General features: G+C 73.8%; 14 protein-coding genes. 7 read left to right on the forward strand and 7 right to left on the reverse strand.

Annotated features, from left to right (window positions below):
- Nucleotides 1-151 precede the first annotated feature (151 nt).
- The 6 genes from Pma05_RS42775 to Pma05_RS25045 are packed head-to-tail and all read right to left on the reverse strand — an operon-like array spanning nt 152 to nt 5,603.
- Entirely contained in the window at nt 152-1,174 is a 1,023-nt protein-coding gene (locus Pma05_RS42775) for an urease accessory protein UreD (protein WP_239313032.1), read from the reverse strand.
- Complete coding sequence (gene ureG / locus Pma05_RS25020) at nt 1,174-2,118, reverse strand: urease accessory protein UreG (RefSeq protein ID WP_425567888.1); 945 nt, start codon at nt 2,116-2,118, stop codon at nt 1,174-1,176. The genes Pma05_RS42775 and ureG overlap by 1 nt, the downstream gene beginning before the upstream one ends.
- Nucleotides 2,108-3,148, reverse strand: a complete 1,041-nt coding sequence (locus Pma05_RS42780) for an urease accessory protein UreF (protein WP_239313034.1) — start codon at nt 3,146-3,148, stop codon at nt 2,108-2,110. Before Pma05_RS42780 ends, ureG begins: the two co-directional genes overlap by 11 nt.
- A gap of 6 nt (nt 3,149-3,154) precedes the next feature.
- Entirely contained in the window at nt 3,155-4,900 is a 1,746-nt protein-coding gene (locus Pma05_RS25035; protein ID WP_203859913.1) for an urease subunit alpha, read from the reverse strand.
- Nucleotides 4,897-5,304, reverse strand: a complete 408-nt coding sequence (locus Pma05_RS25040; protein WP_425567887.1) for an urease subunit beta — start codon at nt 5,302-5,304, stop codon at nt 4,897-4,899. Before Pma05_RS25040 ends, Pma05_RS25035 begins: the two co-directional genes overlap by 4 nt.
- On the reverse strand, nt 5,301-5,603 hold the full coding sequence (locus tag Pma05_RS25045) for an urease subunit gamma (protein ID WP_203859914.1): 303 nt from the start codon (nt 5,601-5,603) through the stop codon (nt 5,301-5,303). Before Pma05_RS25045 ends, Pma05_RS25040 begins: the two co-directional genes overlap by 4 nt.
- Nucleotides 5,604-5,862: 259 nt before the next feature.
- Between Pma05_RS25045 and Pma05_RS25050 the strand changes: the two genes are divergently transcribed.
- From Pma05_RS25050 to Pma05_RS25060, 3 genes are all read left to right on the forward strand, one after another.
- The gene (locus Pma05_RS25050) at nt 5,863-6,774 is read left to right on the forward strand and encodes an ABC transporter ATP-binding protein (RefSeq protein ID WP_203859915.1); all 912 of its coding nucleotides are present in this window, start codon (nt 5,863-5,865) and stop codon (nt 6,772-6,774) included.
- The gene (locus Pma05_RS25055) at nt 6,774-8,399 is read left to right on the forward strand and encodes an ABC transporter permease (RefSeq protein WP_203859916.1); all 1,626 of its coding nucleotides are present in this window, start codon (nt 6,774-6,776) and stop codon (nt 8,397-8,399) included. Before Pma05_RS25050 ends, Pma05_RS25055 begins: the two co-directional genes overlap by 1 nt.
- A 134-nt stretch (nt 8,400-8,533) precedes the next feature.
- Complete coding sequence (locus Pma05_RS25060; RefSeq protein WP_203859917.1) at nt 8,534-9,034, forward strand: GbsR/MarR family transcriptional regulator; 501 nt, start codon at nt 8,534-8,536, stop codon at nt 9,032-9,034.
- Between the two features lie 254 nt (nt 9,035-9,288).
- Here the strand turns inward: Pma05_RS25060 and Pma05_RS25065 are convergent, their stop codons facing one another.
- Nucleotides 9,289-9,942, reverse strand: coding sequence for an alpha-ketoglutarate-dependent dioxygenase AlkB (locus Pma05_RS25065; protein WP_203859918.1), 654 nt, complete (start codon nt 9,940-9,942; stop codon nt 9,289-9,291).
- A gap of 84 nt (nt 9,943-10,026) precedes the next feature.
- Between Pma05_RS25065 and Pma05_RS25070 the strand changes: the two genes are divergently transcribed.
- From Pma05_RS25070 to aspS, 4 genes are all read left to right on the forward strand, one after another.
- Nucleotides 10,027-10,650, forward strand: a complete 624-nt coding sequence (locus Pma05_RS25070; RefSeq protein WP_203859919.1) for a helix-turn-helix transcriptional regulator — start codon at nt 10,027-10,029, stop codon at nt 10,648-10,650.
- Nucleotides 10,647-11,369 (forward strand): ABC transporter ATP-binding protein, encoded by a 723-nt coding sequence (locus Pma05_RS25075; RefSeq protein ID WP_203859920.1) that lies wholly within the window; start codon nt 10,647-10,649, stop codon nt 11,367-11,369. Before Pma05_RS25070 ends, Pma05_RS25075 begins: the two co-directional genes overlap by 4 nt.
- A 174-nt stretch (nt 11,370-11,543) precedes the next feature.
- Complete coding sequence (locus Pma05_RS25080) at nt 11,544-14,072, forward strand: FtsX-like permease family protein (protein WP_203859921.1); 2,529 nt, start codon at nt 11,544-11,546, stop codon at nt 14,070-14,072.
- Nucleotides 14,073-14,295: 223 nt separating this feature from the next.
- Nucleotides 14,296-16,122, forward strand: a complete 1,827-nt coding sequence (aspS, locus tag Pma05_RS25085) for an aspartate--tRNA ligase (protein WP_203859922.1) — start codon at nt 14,296-14,298, stop codon at nt 16,120-16,122.
- The last annotated feature ends 96 nt before the right edge of the window (nt 16,123-16,218 follow it).

Consider the following 16,218-nt stretch of genomic DNA (forward strand, 5'->3'; position numbering starts at 1 on the left):
TGCCCGGGTACGTGTCGATATGCCGCTCTGCTCCCTGCCACCGCCAACCCATCCGGCACAGCCGCGGGGGTTCGGCGTGGAGGTGGTCCGATCCCGAGTTGCCGGCGGGATCCCCGCTCGCGTCACGGTCGGAGTTGGCGTCGATACTCGACTAGGGCGTGCCGGTGGGCCAGGTGAGGGCCCGGTCGAGCCGGGTCCGAACCGCCCGCGCGTCCGCGCCGACCGCACTGACCAGCACGGCCGGGCCGCCCGCCAGCGGCAGTACCGCCGCCGCCACCGCCGACTCCGGCCGTGCCGCTCCGACCGACCAGACCGCTGACTCTGGCCGTGCCGCTCCAGGCGCCCGGACCGCTGACTCTGGCCGTGGCGCTCCGGCCGACCAGGCCGCTGGCTCTGCCCATGCGGCTCCGGGTGCCCGGACGGCTGGCTCTGGCCGTGCCGGTCCGGGCCCCCGGACCGCCGGCTGCGGCGGTGCGGCGCTGGACGGCCCGACCGGGGCCGGTGTGCCGGGGCCCGGTGGCACCGCCGAGTCGTGGGGGGCCGGCCCGGGCGGCGGAGATCCGGTCCAGGCCGGATCGACCACCAGCATCGAGCCCACAGCCCGGCCCTCGCCGAGCACCGCCGGGCCGGACCAGCCGGCGGCGCCGGGTCCGACCGCGAGATCGTTGCGGAGCAGGGTACGACCGCCGTACCGCGCGGTCATCTCCAGTCGTACGTCGCCGACCGGCTCGGCGTGCCGACCGCAGACCAGTTCCTCACGCCAGCACAGTGCTGCCCCCTCGGCAAGCTCGACGACGCAGGTGGTCCGGTGTGCACAGCCGGCCGCCCCGATCAGCGGCTCGGGCAGCCAACGCAGCCGTGCACCGGCCGCCACCCGGGCCCGTACGACGAGTCGGGACTCGGCACCGTCCCGCGCCGGCAGCGCCAGCGACGCGGCGACACTCCGTACGCAGAGCCGCGCTCCCGGTCCGATCTCGATCTCGATCCGCAACCGATCCCCGCCGAGCGGGCCGGCCGCCCCGCCGACGAGGTGCAGTTGGACCTCGCGATCCGGACCCGCCGGGCCGACCGGTCCGGTCCGGCGGAGCAGTAGCGGCGGTTCGCCGCGCAGTACGGTCAGCCGGGTTCCCCGCAGCGGGTCGGCCTCGGCGACGATCCGGGCCAGCGCCCGCATCAGCCCGAGTGCCCTGGGTGGTCGTCCACCGACCCGGGCAGGGCGGACAACTGCGATGGTGCGGGCGCCGGCAGCAGTGTCCGGACCCAGCCGGCGACGGCCGTCGCGGCCGGGTCCTCCACCAGGGAGAGGAAGACCGTGGGCAGCCTGCCCCGCCGGGCAGCCGCGTCCCGGGCCATCACCGACAGGTCGGCGCCGACCAGCGGGGCCAGGTCGGTCTTGTTCACCACCAGCAGGTCCGCGCCGGTTACCCCGGGGCCACCCTTGCGGGGCACCTTGTCCCCGCCGGCCACGTCGACCACGAAGATCTGCCGGTCCACCAGTCCGCGGCTGAAGGTGGCGGTGAGGTTGTCCCCGCCGCTCTCCACGAGGATCAGGTCCAGCGGCCCGAGCAGGACTTCCAGTTCCTCCACCGCGTCCAGGTTGGCCGAGATGTCGTCCCGGATCGCGGTGTGCGGGCAGCAGCCGGTCTCCACCGCCCGGATCCGCTCGGCCGGCAGTACGCCATTGCGGAGCAGGAAGTCGGCATCCTCGGTGGTGTAGATGTCGTTGGTGACCACGGCGAGCCGCAGCTCGTCGGCGAAGGCCCGGCACAGCGCGGCGACCAGGGCGGTCTTGCCCGAGCCGACCGGGCCGCCGATGCCGACCCGGACCGCTCCGGAGCCGCCCGACCGGTCCACCGGCGGATGAGGGTCGATCTCCGGGTCCGGGTGCCGGTGCGGCACCTCGCCATCGGCGTTGTGCTGCGGCACCTCGCCAGCGGCGTGCCGGTGCGGCGCCTGGCGGTCGGCGTGTTCGTGCGGCATCCCGCCGTCGGCGTGCTGGCGCGGTGTCCCGCCGTCGGCGTGCTGGTGTGGCATCCCGCCGTCGGGCTGCTGCTGCGGTGTCCCGCCGTCGGGGTGTCGGTGGATGCCGGTCCCGTGGTCGGGTCGGTCAGGACGCAAAGAGACGCACCTCCCAGCTCGCGTGAACCTCGGCGCCGATCTCCAGCAGCGGGGTGGAGTCGGCGGGCAGCCGGTCGACCGGATCGTCCGCCCCGGCGACGGCCAGCGCGGCCAGCCGGTCGCACACCCCGGCCAACTCGGCGAGCAGGGCGTGCACGGCGTACGGGTCCAGGCCGAGCAGCCGTACGGCGGCACTGGCCGGCCCACTGATCGTCCCGTACGCCCCGGCGACCGCCGCCTCGGCCGGGGAGAGTCCGGCGGCGGCGGCCACCACGCCGAGGGCCACCGGATGGTGCGGATTCCGGATCGCCGGGTCGACCCGCCACATCGCCCGGCCGGCCCGGAGCAGCGCCCGACCCTGTGCCCGGGAGGCCCGACGCAGCGCCGGGGACGGCGTCCGGGCGTCCATCCCCTGGTCAAGCGCGTCGATCCTCGACCTGGCTCCGCCGTCACTGGGAACCCCGCCAGACAACCCGGCTCCGCCATCCGCCCTGTCGCCGGCAACCCCGCCGGGAGAGCCGGCTCTACCGTCCGCGTCGTAGCCGGAAGCTCCGCCGTCTGCCCTGTCGCCGGCAGTCCCGGCGGGAGAGTCGGCTCCACTGTCCGCGTCGTAGCCGGAAGCTCCGCCGTCTGCCCTGTCGCCGGCAGTCCCGCCGGGAGAGTCGGCTCCACTGTCCGCGTCGTAGCCGGAAGCTCCGCCGTCCGCCCTGTCGCCGGAAGCCCCATCGGCCGACGCGTCGCCCGGAGTCCCGCCGGAGGATCCGGCTCCGCCGTGCGCCGGTTTGCGGACGGTGTCGTCGACCGGTCGGGCGGCGGCGCAGGCGGCTGCGGCGAAGGCTGCGGCCACCCGGCCGGTGCCGGCGAGCCGGCCGTGCAGGAACGCGGCCAACCCGGCCAGGTCCCGGAGCCGACCGCTGGTCACCGCCGCCTCCAGCCCACCCGAGTGGGCGTGGCCGCCGGCGGGCAGCCGGCCGTCGGCGAGTACCAGCAGGGTGGCGAGTCCGGTCACGGCGGCGGCAGGCTCGGGCACGGGTGCTCAGAAGAGGAAGTAGCGCTGGGCCATCGGCAGCTCGGTCACCGGCTCCGGCTCCACCACCTCGCCGTCGATCCGTACCGTGAAGGTGTCCGGCTCGACCTCGATGCGCGGCAGGGCGTCGTTGCCCGGCAGGTCGGCCTTGCTCCGCGAGCGGGTGTCGGCGACCGGGGCCAGCGGCCGGCGGATCCCGATCCGGTCGCCGAGCAGCGCGTCGATGGCGGCCGGGGCGACGAAGGCGAGGCTGGTCGCGGCGGGTGCCGCGCCGTACGCGCCGAACATCGGCCGGGGCAGCACCGGCTGCGGGGTCGGGATCGAGGCGTTGGCGTCGCCCATCTGGGCGAGCGCGATCATGCCGCCCTTGAGTACCAGGTGTGGGCGTACCCCGAAGAAGGCCGGGTCCCAGAGCACCAGGTCGGCGAGCTTGCCCGGTTCGACCGAGCCGACCTCGCCGTCGATGCCGTGCGCGACGGCCGGGCAGATCGTGTACTTGGCGACGTACCGCCGGGCCCGCAGGTTGTCGGCGGCCCCGTCACCGGGCAGCGCGCCTCGTCGGGCCTTCATCACGTGTGCGGTCTGCCAGGTGCGCAGGATGACCTCGCCGACCCGGCCCATCGCCTGCGAGTCCGAGCCGATCATCGAGATCGCGCCGAGGTCGTGCAGTACGTCCTCGGCGGCCATGGTGCTCGGCCGGATCCGGCTCTCCGCGAACGCCAGGTCCTCCGGCACGGTCGGGTTGAGATGGTGGCAGACCATCAGCATGTCGAGGTGCTCGTCGAGGGTGTTCCGGGTGTACGGCCGGGTCGGGTTGGTCGACGACGGCAGCACGTTCGGCTGTCCGGCGACGGTGATGATGTCCGGCGCGTGCCCGCCGCCCGCCCCCTCGGTGTGGTACGCGTGGATCGACCGTCCGCCGATCGCCCGCAGGGTGTCCTCGACGAAGCCGGCCTCGTTGAGCGTGTCGGTGTGGATCGCCACCTGCACGCCGGAGGCGTCGGCGACCCGCAGGCAGGCGTCGATCGCGGCCGGGGTGGTGCCCCAGTCCTCGTGCAGTTTGAAGCCGCCCGCCCCGCCGCGTAGCTGCTCCCACATCGACTCTTCGCTGACCGTGTTGCCCTTGCCGAGCAGCAGGACGTTGATCGGCCAGGGGTCGAGCGCCTCCAGCATCCGGCCCAGATACCACGGGTTCGGGGTGACCGTGGTCGCCTTGGTCCCCTCGGCCGGGCCGGTACCGCCGCCGATGATCGTGGTGATCCCGCTGGCCAGCGCGGTCTCCAGGATCTGCGGGCAGATCAGGTGTACGTGGCTGTCGATCGCACCGGCGGTGAGGATCTTGCCGTTGCCGGAGATGATCTCGGTGCCCGGGCCGATCACCAGCTCGGGGTGGACCCCGTCCATGGTGTCCGGGTTGCCGGCCTTGCCGAGCGCCACGATCCGGCCGTCCCGGAGGCCCACGTCGGCCTTGACCACGCCCCAGTGGTCCAGCACCAGCGCGCCGGTGATCACCGTGTCCGGGGCGCCGTCGGCGCGGGTGACCAGGGACTGCCCCATCGACTCGCGGATCACCTTGCCGCCGCCGAAGACCGCCTCGTCGCCGTACCCGCCTACCCGGGCCGACGGTCCGGGAGCGGATCGGGTGCAATAGTCCTGCTCGACCTCGATCAGCAGGTTGGTGTCGGCGAGCCGGACCCGGTCGCCGACGGTGGGACCGTAGAGGGCGGCGTACCGGCGCCGGTCCAGGGTGCTCACGCTCCCTCCCGGGCGGCGCTGCCGGGCGCGTCCGGCGCGGCCGGGGGACCGGGGTCATGGTCGTCGGCGGGTGGGTCGGTCGGGTCCAGTGGGCCGGCGCACTCACCGCGCAGCCCGGGGACGATCCGGGCGCCGCCGAGCGGCACGAGGTCGACGTCCCGGCCGATGCCCGGCTCGAACCGTACCGATGTGCCGGCCGGTACGCCGAGCCGGTGCCCCCAGGCCGCCGCCCGGTCGAACTCCAGCGCCGGGTTCGCCTCGGCGAAGTGGTAGTGCGAGCCGACCTGGACCGGCCGGTCCCCGGTGTTCAGTACGGCCAGGGTGCGGACGGGTCGGCCGGGGTTGATCGTCACGTCGCCCGTACCGGGCAGCAGTTCGCCGGGGATCACGCCCGCCCCCGTCACGGAATCGGCTCGTGTACGGTCACCAGCTTCGTACCGTCCGGGAAGGTCGCCTCCACCTGCACCTCCGCGATCATCTCCGGCACGCCGTCGAGTACGTCGTCGCGGCCGAGCACGGTCCGCCCGGTCTCCATCAGTTCGGAGACGGTACGGCCGTCCCGGGCGCTCTCCAGCAGGAACGCCGTGATCACGGCGACCGCTTCCGGATGGTTGAGCCGCAGCCCGCGCTCACGTCGGCGCCACGCGAGATCGGCCGCGACATGGACCATCAGCCGTTCTTGCTCGTGACGGGTGAGGAACATCAACACCTCCGCAGCGGGCGAGGACTCAGCGGATCGTGTCAGTCAGAGATTTCGATGAGGTTACGACCACCGCGTGCCGGGGCCGACCCGCCGGACCCCGCCGGTCGGCTCGATCGGGCCCGGCGGACGCCCGGACGGGGAGCGCCGGACAGGCCGATCGGGGAGCGCCGGGACGGCCGGACGGGGCTCCGGCTTCTTGACGAAATCCTGACGCTTCTGAGTTTTCACAAACTTGTGAAACGGGCGTACCGTCGGCGGCATGACTACTGCTATCTCGGTCTCCGGCGTGGTCAAGTCCTTCGGCCGGAGCCGCGCGCTGGACGGGCTGGACCTCTCCGTCGACGTCGGCGAGGTGCACGGCTTCCTCGGCCCGAACGGCGCCGGGAAATCGACCACCATCCGGGTGCTGCTGGGGCTGCTCCGGGCCGACGCCGGTCAGGTCAGCCTGCTCGGCGGGCACCCGTGGCGGGACGCGGTGGCGCTGCACCGGCGGCTGGCGTACGTGCCCGGTGACGTGAACCTCTGGCCGAACCTGACCGGCGGCGAGGCGATCGACCTCTTCGGGGCGTTGCGCGGCGGGCTGGACCGGCGGCGCCGCGACGAGTTGCTGGAGCGCTTCGAACTCGACCCGACCAAGAAGGCCCGGACGTACTCGAAGGGCAACCGGCAGAAGGTCGCGGTCGTGGCGGCGTTCGCCTCGGACGTCGAACTCTTCCTCCTCGACGAGCCCACCTCCGGGCTGGACCCGCTGATGGAGGCGGCCTTCCAGGAGTGCGTACGCGAGGTGAAACGGCAGGGCAGGACGATTCTGCTCTCCAGCCACATCTTCTCGGAGGTGGAGGCGCTCTGCGACCGGGTGAGCATCATCCGGCAGGGGCGGACGGTCGAGTCCGGCACGCTGGCCGAGTTGCGGCACCTGACCCGTACGTCGATCTCGGTGGAGACCGCCCGGCCGATCAGCGGGCTGGTCGAGCTTCCCGGGGTGCACGACGCCGAGGTGGCCGGTACGCACGCGAAGTTCGAGGTCGACTCGGCCGACCTCGACAAGGTGCTCCAGTACCTGCACCGGTTCGAGCTGCGTGCGTTGACCAGTTCCCCGCCCTCGCTGGAGGAGTTGTTCATGCGGCACTACAGCAACCAGGGCACCCGCGAAGAGCTGGCGGGCGTGTGATGGGGCAATTCACCGGCACCGGCCGGCTCGTCCGGCTCGCGCTGCGCCGGGACCGCATCCAGTTGCCGCTCTGGATCCTCGGCACGGCGCTCGTGGTCTTCTCCATGAAGAGCGCCGTGGTGGGACAGTTCCCGACGGAGAAGGACCGACTCGGGGCGCTGCGCGCCGTCGTGGACACCCCCGCGATCCTCATGTTCCGTAACTCCCCGACCGGACTCAGCGACGGCGACATGCTGGCCTTCGGGGCCCTCACCTTCATCGCCGTGGTGGTCGGCTTCATGAGCACCCTCGCGGTGGTCCGGCACACCCGGCAGAACGAGGAGACTGGCCGGACCGAGATGATCGGTTCGATGGCGGTCGGCCGGCGTGCCCCGCTGACCGCGGCGATGATCGTCGTGACCGGCGCCAACCTGGTGCTGGCCGTACTGAGCACGCTCGCCCTCATCGCCAGCGACCTGCCGACCGCCGGGTCGCTCGCGTTCGGGCTCGGGCTCGGTGCCGCCGGCCTGACCTTCGCGGCCATCGCGGCGGTCGCCGCGCAGATCGTCGAGGGTGCGCGATCGGCGAACGGGATCGCCGCCTCCGCGATCGGCGCGGCCTACCTGCTGCGCGGGGTCGGCGACGCGTTCGGCGAGGTCCAGCCGGACGGTTACACCATGACGACGGCCTGGCCGACCTGGCTCTCCCCGATCGGCTGGGCGACGCTGATGAAGCCGTACGCCGGCAACCGTTGGTGGCTGCTCGTGCTCCCGGTGCTGCTGTTCGTCGTCCTGCTCTGGCTGGCCTTCGCGCTGGCCGATCGCCGGGACATCGGCATGGGCATGATCGCGGCACGTCGCGGGCCGGCCCGGGCCGTGCCCAGGCTACTCAGCCCGCTCGGCCTGGCCTGGCGACTCCAGCGGGCCACGCTGATCGGCTGGGCCGTCGCGTTCGGCGTGTTCGGGGCGCTCATCGGTTCCGTGGCCAGCGCGGCCAGCGAGGCGTTCGACGAGGGCACGGGGGCGGCCCGGACCCTCCGCGAACTCGGCGGCGACGGTGCGCTGACCGATTCGTTCTACGCCGCCATGCTGACGATGGTCGGCGGGATGGCGGCCGCGTACGTGGTGCAGGCGATGCTGCGGGTCCGCGCCGAGGAGGCGGGCGGACGGGCGGAAGCGACCCTGGCCACCGGGGTCGGCCGGCTGCGCTGGTTGGGCAGCCACCTGGTCATCGCGGTGCTGGGCGCGATGTTCCTGCTGTTGTTCACCGGCCTCCTGGCGGGCCTGCTGGCGGGGCTGAACACCGACGACGTGGGTGGCGCGCTGGGCGACCTCGTCCCCGGCGCGGTGGCGCAGATGCCCGCGACGCTGATCATGATCGGGTACGTCGTGCTGGTCTTCGGGCTGGTGCCCCGGCTGGCCGGGGCGCTCGGCTGGCTCGGGCTCGGCGTCGCCGTGGCTTTCGGCCAGTTCGGCGAGCTGCTGAACCTACCCCAGGCGGTGATGGACATTTCACCGTTCAGCCACGTACCGGCGCTGCCGGTCGCCGAGGCCACCGCGACCCCGCTGGTGATGCTGGCCGTCGTGGCGGTGCTGCTGGGCGGCGCCGGAGTGGCCCTGTTCCGGCGGCGCGACCTGGCGCTCTGACCCGTAGCGTCCGGCCGGCAGCCGGTACCCCGTCCCTCCAGCCGCGCCTCGACGGGCGCGGCTGGAGCCGTTGGCCTGCTCACGCGATGTTGAGGCACAATTACACGATCTTCAGAAACTAGCGAAGGACGGAAATGACGCGAATCGAGGTTCCGCGGGACGAGGAGGCCGTACGCCGCTTCGTCGAGCAGTTCGCGTTGTCCTTCAGCGATGTCGGCGTACCCCGGATGGCGGCCCGGGTGCTGGGCGCCCTGATGGTGACCGACGAGCCCGGGCTCACCGCCGGGGAGATCGCCGAGCGGCTGGGCGTCAGCGCCGCCGCGATCTCCGGCGCACTGCGCTATCTGCTGCACGTCAACCTGGTGCTGCGGGAGCCGGTGCCGAACTCCCGGCGGGACCGCTACCACGCCCCGGACGACATCTGGTATACGGCGGCGGTGCAGAGCGGGGTCTACCAGAAACTCGGCGAAATGATGCACCAGGGCGTACTCGCGGTCGGCGGCGACGCGTCACCGGCCGGTACCCGGATGGCCGATATGCGGGACTTCCTGTTCTTCGTCCAGGACGAGATGGCCGCGCTCGTGGAGCGGTGGAACGAGACCCGGCAGCGCAAGCACGAGGAGCGGGCCGGCTGACTCCGCCGGGCGGACATCACCTGCCCCCCGCCTCCCCGGCGCCACTCTCCTAAGTGGTCACACGCCGAGCGTTTACGCTGGTCGGATGCCCCGGCCTGTCCGTGATTTGTCTGTGCGAGCAGATGTCTCATGACCGGTACGTCTGTAACATGAGTGATATCCGGGGTGACCGAGTCCGTCGATCATTCGGCCTGGCGACCCGGCCGGCGGTCTGGGGACTCCGCCGGACTCTCCTCAGGTCACGCCCAGCGGTCTCAGGCCACGCCCACCGGCCGGAACTGCACGCTGACCCGGGGACCCACCGGCCGGGAGGTCTTCGGGACGGCGTGCTCCCAGGTGCGTTGACAGGAGCCGCCCATCACGACGAGGTCGCCGTGCCCGAGCGGGAAGCGCAGGCTCGGCCCGCCACCGCGCGGGCGCAGCAGCAGCGGCCGGGGTGAGCCGAAGGAGACGATCGCGACCATGGTGTCCTCGCGGGCCGAGCGGCCGTGCGTGTCACCGTGCCAGGCGACGCTGTCCCGCCCGTCGCGGTAGAGACACATCCCGGCGGTGACGAACGGCTCGCCCAACTCGTCGGCGTAGTGCCGGGTGAGCCGCCGCCGGGCGGCGCCGAGCACCGGGTGCGGGAGCGGCTCGTCGCCGGCGTACCAGCGGAGCAGCCGGGGGACGTCGACCACGCCGTCGTACATCCGGCGGCGCTCGGCCTGCCAGTCGACCTCGTCGAGCAGGGTGCGGAGTACGGCGTCGGAGCCCCGGACCCAGCCGGGCAGGTGGTCGACCCAGGCACCGGCACTCAGCTCGTGCCGACGGAGTGCTCCGGCGAGCGGACCGAGCGCGGCACCGTCCCCGGCGATCCCGTCGCCGCTGGCGAGATCCAGCATCGAGGGCTGGTAGGCGCCGGACGTCATGGGCTCATGCTAGCCCCGCTCGAACGCACGTACGATCGTGCCGGGGTATTTACTCAGTAACTACTTATCGAGTAAGTTGGCCGCATGCAGCGGAACGCGGTGCGCTGGGGGCTGCTCGCCCTCTTCGCGGACGGACCCAAGTACGGCTACCAGCTCAGGACCGAGTTCGACGCCCGTACCGGCGGGACCTGGGCACTCAACGTCGGCCAGCTCTACACCACGCTGGAGCGCCTGGACCGGGACGGCCTGGTCGAGGCGGTCGGCACCAACGACGAGGGGCGGACCATCTACGCCATCACCGACCGGGGCCGGACGGCCCTGGCCGAGTGGTTCGCCACCCCGGTCACCGACACCGAACGCCCGCGTAGCGAGCTGGCCATCAAACTCGGCATGGCGGCGGCCACCGCCGGTGTCGACGTGGCCGCCGTCGTGCAGGCCCAGCGCACCGAGTCGATGCGGCAGATGCGCGACCTCACCGACCTGCGCCGGCGGGCCGACCAGCAGGACGACCTCGCCTGGCTGCTCCTCCTCGACCACCTGGTGTTCGGGTTGGAGAGCGAGATCCGCTGGCTCGACCACGTGGAGGCGACCGTGCTGCGCCGGCGCACCCGACGGCCCGGCCCGACCCCGGCCGGCACCCGGGCGGCGGGGCAGACCTCCGGCACCCCGGCGGCCGGAGAGCCGGACGCGACGGAGGCGGTCCGGTGAGCGAGGTCGTGCTTCGGTTCACCGACGTCTGCCGGACGTACCGGTCCGGCGACACCGACGTACAAGCGCTGGACGGGGTGAGCTTCGAGGTCGAGGCGGGCGAACTGGTCGCCGTGATGGGGCCGTCCGGCTCCGGCAAGTCGACCCTGCTCGCCCTGGCCGGCGGGCTGGACACGCCGACCCGGGGCGCCGTCGAGGTCTCCGGCGTCGACCTCGACGGGCTGGACGCCGCCGGCCTGGCCCGACTGCGCCGGGACCGGATCGGGTACGTCTTCCAGGATCTCAACCTGGTCACCGACCTGACCGCGGCGGAGAACGTCGCGCTGCCCCGGGAACTCGCTGGGCTCTCGGCCCGGGCCGCCCGCCGGGAGGCGATCACCGCGCTGACCCGGGTCGGCCTCGGTGACCTCGCGCAGCGCTTTCCGGACCAGCTCTCCGGCGGACAGCAGCAGCGCGTCGCGATCGCCCGGGCGCTGATCGGCGAGCGCCGACTGCTGCTCGCCGACGAGCCCACCGGCGCGCTCGACTCGCAGACCGGCGAGGCGGTGCTCTCGGTGCTCCGGGCACAGGTCGAGGCGGGCGCCGCAGGGGTGCTGGTCACCCACGAGCCCCGGTACGCCGGCTGGGCCGACCGCACGATCTTCCTGCGCGACGGCCGGCTGGTCGACTCCACCGGCCCACGCCGCACCCCCGAGCAGTTGCTGGGCGGGCGGGCATGAGCGAGCGATGCGAGCGAATCAGCCAGTTCAGCGCGTATGTGCCTCGTGGCGGCGCCGAGCGAAGTGGAGTGCCGGCATGAGCGGGCGTAGCGAGCGAATCATCAGGCTCAGCAGGCGGTCCGGGTGCCGGGGGCGACGGGGTCCGGTCGACGGTCTGGCCGGCGAGGTGTCGGCGTGACCGGGGAGTGGCGCGGCTCGTGGCGTACCGCGACGCGGATCGCCCGCCGGTCCGCCCGGCGTAACCGGGGGCGCAGCGCACTGATCCTGCTGATGCTCTTCCTCCCCGGGTACGCCGCCACCCTGCTGGTGGTCTCCTGGGCGAACGTGGCGGGTCTGGACCGGAGCGTCGAGTACCGGATCGGCGCCGCCGACCTGCTGCTGGCGGCGAAGCCGGACGAACTGGCCCGGGTCGCCGGCACCCTGCCGCCGGGCAGCCGCACCGTGCCGCTCGGCACCGGCCGTACCGTGGTCTCGCTGCCCGGCGGCGGTCTGGCCGGCTACGAGTACGAGGCCACGGACCCGACTGATCCGCTCAACCGGGGCCGGTACGTCCTCCGGGCCGGTGTCCCGCCCCGGGCTGCCGCCGAGGTCGCGCTCACCCGTGCCCTGGCCGACCGGCTCGGTGCGCGGCTCGGCGCCGAGATCGAGGCCGGAATGCCGCAGCGCCGGCTGACCGTCGTCGGGATCGTCGACCTGAGCCGGTCACTCAAGCTCGCCGCCCTGGTGGTGCCGCCCGACACGAGCCTGTCCAGCGGCGTGAGCCGCAGCCTGCTGGTCGACGTGGCCGGTGACCCGGCGGCCTGGGTACGCCCACCGGTCGGGCCCGCCGAGGTGATCGAGTACCCGAACGGCGGCAGCATCGGCCTGGGGCAGAACTACTCGGTGACGGATCGGGAGGCGCTCGCCCCGACCCCGCAGTCCCGGGCGTTGCAGGCCGGCGCGACCGCGCTGGTGGTCAGCTTCGCCGCCGCCCAGGTGGTGCTGCTCAGCGGTGCCGCGTTCCTGGTCGGCGCGCGGCGGCAACGGCGGGAACTCGCCCTGGTCGCGGCGGCCGGCGGCAGCCCCCGGCAGGTGGCCAGGATCGTGCTGGCCGGCGGGCTGCTGCTCGGTGCCGTCGCGGCGGGCGCCGGAGTCGGCCTCGGACTGGCCACCTTCGCCCTGGTCGGCCCGACCGTCGAACGGATCGCCGACCACCCGATCGTCGACGTCGGCATCCCGTACGGGTCGGTCCTCCTGGTGGGCGCGCTGACCGTCGTGATCGGACTGGCCGCCGCGTACCTGCCGGCCCGGTCCGCCGGCCGGACGTCGGTCCGGGACGCGCTCGGCGGCCTGCGCCTGCGACCCGGTGCGGATCTCGGCTGGCTGGCCGTCGGGCTCGCGCTGCTCGCCGGCGGTGCCGCGATCCTGCGGTACTCGGCGCACCCGGACGGGCGGATCGAGTTGATCGCGGCCGGCGGGGTGATCCTGCTGGTCGGCGTCGCCGCCACCGCACCGGCCCTGGTCCGCGGTGTCGGGCGGATCGCCCCGCTGCTGCCGCTGGCCGCACGGCTCGCCCTGCGGCACGCCGCCCGGCACCACGTGCGTACCGCGGCGGCGGTCGTCGCGGTCGGGGCCGCCGTCGCCGGCAGCGTGGCGTTGACCCTGGTCGGCGCCGCGCGGGGCGAGGCCGCGGCGGTCTGGCGGGACGCCCGCGACGGGCAGATCCTGTTGCCCGCCGAGGCGGCGACCACGCTCGGCCCGGACGGGATCGGGCGGTTCGCCGCCACCCTGCCGGCCCGGAGCGCGGTCGCGCTGCGTACGGCGACCGACCCGGAGCGGCCGGGAACCAGCGTGGTCCTGCCCGGGGCACCGGCCGTCGGGGTGCGGGACGGCGCCATGTCCGTCGCCAGCCAGCAGTACGGCATCGCGGTCGGTGGGGCGGAGACGATCCGCGCCGTCACCGCCCGGGAACCGACCACGGCGGAACTCGCCGCCCTCCGGGACGGCGCGGCCGTGCTGTTCAACGACGCCCTGGCGGTGGACGGCCGGGTGGCGATCAGGGCGGGCGAGGACGGGCCGGAGGCGGTGCCGGCGGTGGTGGCGGTCCGCGGCGAGTACTTCCAGGACCTGCCCGGAATCCTCATCTCCGAGGCCACGGCCCGCCGGGTCGGGCTGGCGGTCAGCCCGGGGAAGCTGCTGGTGGACACCGTCCGGACACCCCGGGCCGACGAGGTCGCCGCCGCGACCACTGTGCTGCTGCGGGCGCAACTCGCCGCCGCCCCGGTGCCGTCGGCACCGTTGGCCGTCGAGCCGGCGGCGGTGCGGCAGACCGCGCCGGAGGCGACCCGGACGATGTTCTACCTGCTCGTGGCGGTGAGCGCGGTGGTGACCGTGGCGGCGAGCATCGTCGCGGTCGGGCTGGCCACGGCCGAGATGCGCGCCGACCTGAGCACGATGACCGCGGTGGGGGCCGGACCTGGGACGGGGCGCCGGATCCGGGCCGGTCAGGCCGCCGTGGTGGTCGGGCTCGGTGCCCCGCTCGGCCTGCTCGCCGGTCTCGGCCCCGCCGCCGGGTACGTCGCGTTCAACAGCGCGGCCGACTGGCACACCCCGTGGGGCCGGCTGCTGCTGGTCGTGCTGGTCCCGCCGGTCGTCGCCACCCTGCTGGCCGGCACCCTCGTCCGAACCCGGGTCCGGACCCGGCTGGTCCGCCGACCGGGCTGACCACCGGCCGAGGGCACCAGGCGCTCCAGCGTCGCGTCCCGGGTGGCGGCGGGGCGGGGACGACCGCCGACCGGTCGGGGCGGCGCGGAACGGGGGCGGCCGGTGGCAGTACCGGCCGGTCCGCGGGACCCGACGGGTGGGGCGCCGGGCGGTCCGGGCCGTCCTGACAGAATGTCGGGGCAGCAGCCCGGACCGCCCGGACAGACGTGAGGAGACACCTGTCGTGATCCGTACCCAAGACGCCGGCACCCTGCGCGCGCCCGATGCCGGCCGCACGGTGACCCTCGCCGGTTGGGTCGCCCGCCGGCGGGACCACGGCGGAGTCATCTTCGTCGACCTGCGGGACGCCTCCGGCGTCGTGCAGGTGGTCTTCCGCGAGGGGATGGATTCGGCGCACGCGCTGCGCAACGAGTTCTGCGTACAGGTCACCGGCGAGGTGACCCGCCGGCCCGAGGGCAACGACAACCCCGAGCTGGCCACCGGCGAGATCGAGGTGACGGTCGACCAACTGGAGATCCTCTCCGAGGCGGCACCGCTGCCGCTGCCGGTGGACGACCAGGTGGAGGCCGGCGACGACGTACGCCTCAAATACCGCTACCTCGACCTGCGGCGCAGCGGCCCGGCGAAGGCGATGCGGCTGCGCTCGACGGCCAACCAGCTCGCCCGGGGCGTGCTGCACGCCCGCGACTTCCTGGAGATCGAGACGCCGACCCTGACCCGGTCGACGCCGGAGGGCGCCCGCGACTTCCTGGTCCCGGTACGCCTCCAGCCCGGCACCTGGTACGCCCTGCCGCAGTCCCCGCAGCTCTTCAAGCAGTTGCTGATGGTCGGCGGGATGGAGCGCTATTACCAGATCGCCCGCTGCTACCGGGACGAGGACTTCCGGGCCGACCGGCAGCCGGAGTTCACCCAGCTCGACATCGAAATGTCGTTCGTCACCGAGGACGACGTGATCGACCTCGGCGAGGAGATCGTCGCCACCCTCTGGCGGGAGCTGGCCGGGCACGAGATCAGCCGGCCGATTCCCCGGATCACCTGGCACGACGCCATGGACCGGTACGGCTCCGACAAGCCCGACCTGCGCTACGGCGTCGAGCTGACCGAGCTGACCGACTACCTGCGCGGTACCGAGTTCCGGGTCTTCGCCGGGGCGATCGACGCCGGTGGCTACGTCGGTGCGGTGGTGATGCCGGGCGGTGCCGGGCAGAGCCGCAAGGAGTTGGACGGCTGGCAGGACTGGGCGAAGGCACGCGGCGCCCGTGGCCTGGCGTACGTGGTGCTGGACGCCGAGTCCGGCGAGGCCCGGGGGCCGGTGGCCAAGAACCTGTCGGCCGAGCACCTGGCCGGGCTGGCCGACGCGGTCGGGGCGAAGCCGGGCGACGCGGTCTTCTTCGCCGCGAGCGCGCAGCGGCGGGAGGCACAGGAGCTGCTCGGTGCGGCCCGGATCGAGATCGCCAGGCGGGCCGGCCTGGTCGACGAGAGCGCCTGGGCGTTCTGCTGGGTGGTCGACGCGCCGATGTTCGAGCCGGCCTCCGACCAGGAGAACGGCAGGGCGGGCGGCTGGACCGCCGTGCACCACCCGTTCACCTCGCCGAACGCCGACTGGGTGGACCGGTTCGAGGAGGCGCCGGACCGCGCGCTGGCGTACGCGTACGACATCGTCTGCAACGGCAACGAGATCGGCGGTGGCTCGATCCGTATCCACCGGGGCGACGTACAGCGTCGGGTCTTCGACCTGCTCGGGATCAGCCCGGAGGACGCGGCCGACAAGTTCGGCTTCCTGCTGGAGGCGTTCAAGTACGGGCCGCCGCCGCACGGCGGGATCGCGTTCGGCTGGGACCGGGTCTGCATGCTGCTGGCCGGGGCCGACTCGATCCGCGAGGTGATCGCCTTCCCGAAGACCCGGGGTGGGTTCGACCCGCTGACCAGCGCGCCGACCCCGATCACCGGGCAGCAGCGGGCCGAGGCGGGCATCGACGCCAAGCCGAAGCCGGCGGCACCGGTGCACGGCGGCACCGCCGGGGTGGCCGCCCCGGTCGAGCCCTCCTGAGGCATCCGTCCGTTTTCCCGGGGCGCCGCGCGGCGTCCCGGGAGCCAACGGCCTCGGTCGGTGCGCCACGGCGATCCGGGGTGACCGGGGGTGGGC

Origin of the sequence: Plantactinospora mayteni, from assembly GCF_016862935.1 — a bacterium.
In the GTDB taxonomy this organism is placed as follows: domain Bacteria; phylum Actinomycetota; class Actinomycetes; order Mycobacteriales; family Micromonosporaceae; genus Plantactinospora; species Plantactinospora mayteni.

Coding starts and splice junctions, on each gene's coding strand:
- Pma05_RS42775 (WP_239313032.1), bottom strand. CDS start 1,174: ATGCGGGCGCTGGCCCGGATCGTCGCCGAGGCCGACCCGCTGCGGGGA.
- Pma05_RS25045 (WP_203859914.1), bottom strand. CDS start 5,603: ATGTTCCTCACCCGTCACGAGCAAGAACGGCTGATGGTCCATGTCGCG.
- Pma05_RS25050 (WP_203859915.1), top strand. CDS start 5,863: ATGACTACTGCTATCTCGGTCTCCGGCGTGGTCAAGTCCTTCGGCCGG.
- Pma05_RS25055 (WP_203859916.1), top strand. CDS start 6,774: ATGGGGCAATTCACCGGCACCGGCCGGCTCGTCCGGCTCGCGCTGCGC.
- Pma05_RS25060 (WP_203859917.1), top strand. CDS start 8,534: ATGACGCGAATCGAGGTTCCGCGGGACGAGGAGGCCGTACGCCGCTTC.
- Pma05_RS25065 (WP_203859918.1), bottom strand. CDS start 9,942: ATGACGTCCGGCGCCTACCAGCCCTCGATGCTGGATCTCGCCAGCGGC.
- Pma05_RS25070 (WP_203859919.1), top strand. CDS start 10,027: ATGCAGCGGAACGCGGTGCGCTGGGGGCTGCTCGCCCTCTTCGCGGAC.